Annotated in this window: 2 protein-coding genes; one reads left to right on the top strand and one right to left on the bottom strand. The window is 49.0% G+C overall.

Features of this window, described 5'->3' with window-relative positions; all coding sequences use genetic code 11:
- Window positions 1-452: MBL fold metallo-hydrolase (locus tag ON064_RS18350; RefSeq protein WP_274625890.1), on the bottom strand; the 452-nt coding region annotated here is incomplete at its 3' end.
- Window positions 453-572: 120 nt separating this feature from the next.
- Here ON064_RS18350 and ON064_RS18345 point away from each other — a divergent pair.
- Entirely contained in the window at window positions 573-989 is a 417-nt protein-coding gene (locus ON064_RS18345) for an Lrp/AsnC family transcriptional regulator (protein WP_274625889.1), read from the top strand.
- The last annotated feature ends 47 nt before the right edge of the window (window positions 990-1036 follow it).

Below are 1036 nucleotides of genomic sequence, written 5' to 3'. Positions count from 1 at the left end.
TTTTCATCTTCGTGTTTAAAGACAACGCCGCACACTAGTCCTGCCATTTTCAGGATTTCGCCGCGCCCGTGTTCGCCTTGCGTCTTGATTAGGGAAATGCCTTCGTAGCTCGTATCTTCACCGAGGACATTGACATTCGTGAAGCCGTCGTTACGGAGCACTTGTGCGTCTTCCTCGTTTTGGCTGAAGAGTGGCAAGTGTTTTGGCAAGAATTCTTTGGCCGCTTCATCGTAATGGTCCATATGAAGATGGGTGATGATGAGCGCATCGATGCCTTCGACGAGCTGTTCTTTTGAAACCGGTAATTCCGACAAAGGATTGTTTTGATCTTGGCGTGCGGAATTCGGGAATGGCGGGTAGCTTCCTTTGTCGCCAAGAAACGGGTCGACGAGGAAATGCTTGCCTGCGTATTGGATGCGTAAAGTGGCGTTGCGGATTTGTTCGATTTTCATGATTCGAACTCCTTTCGTGAGGTGTGACCCTAGTATATACTGAAACTCACGATAGAGACGATGGCCTCGTGAAGGTCTTTTGATGTTTTCACTTGATTAATGAAAGGAATTGACCTGGCAATGGATCCGACAGATCAACTTATCTTGCGTGAACTTTCCCAGAGTGGCCGCATGACGATGAAAGAGCTTGGCGAGAAAGTGCATTTGACCGGTCAGGCGACCGCTGCGCGCGTCTTGAAATTGGAGGAGGCAGGGATTATCGATGGCTATACGATCCGTGTGCCGAAAGAAAAACTCGGCTACATCGTCCATGCTTTTGTTACGGCCATCATGCATGAGCCTCGCCATCAGAAGTTTCTCGACGAACTGGATCGCCGGCAGGACACTGTCAGCCGTTATTTCAAGACGAGCGGCGAAGGCTGCTATTTAATCGAATGCCATTTCCCAACGCATCAGGAACTGGACGGTTTTTTGAACGACATCAGCGAGTTCGCGAGCTACAAAGTCACCATCGCCATCCAGCAATATGGGCAATAAGAAAGGTTAGAAATCGTATTTTCCGAAGCTTATCGCTCGCTTTCCGT

The organism is Planococcus sp. A6 (assembly GCF_028823615.1).
Classification (GTDB): Bacteria; Bacillota; Bacilli; order Bacillales_A; family Planococcaceae; genus Planococcus.
Note: the sequence above shows the minus strand (reverse complement) of the source record. Positions and strands in the feature narration are given on the sequence as shown.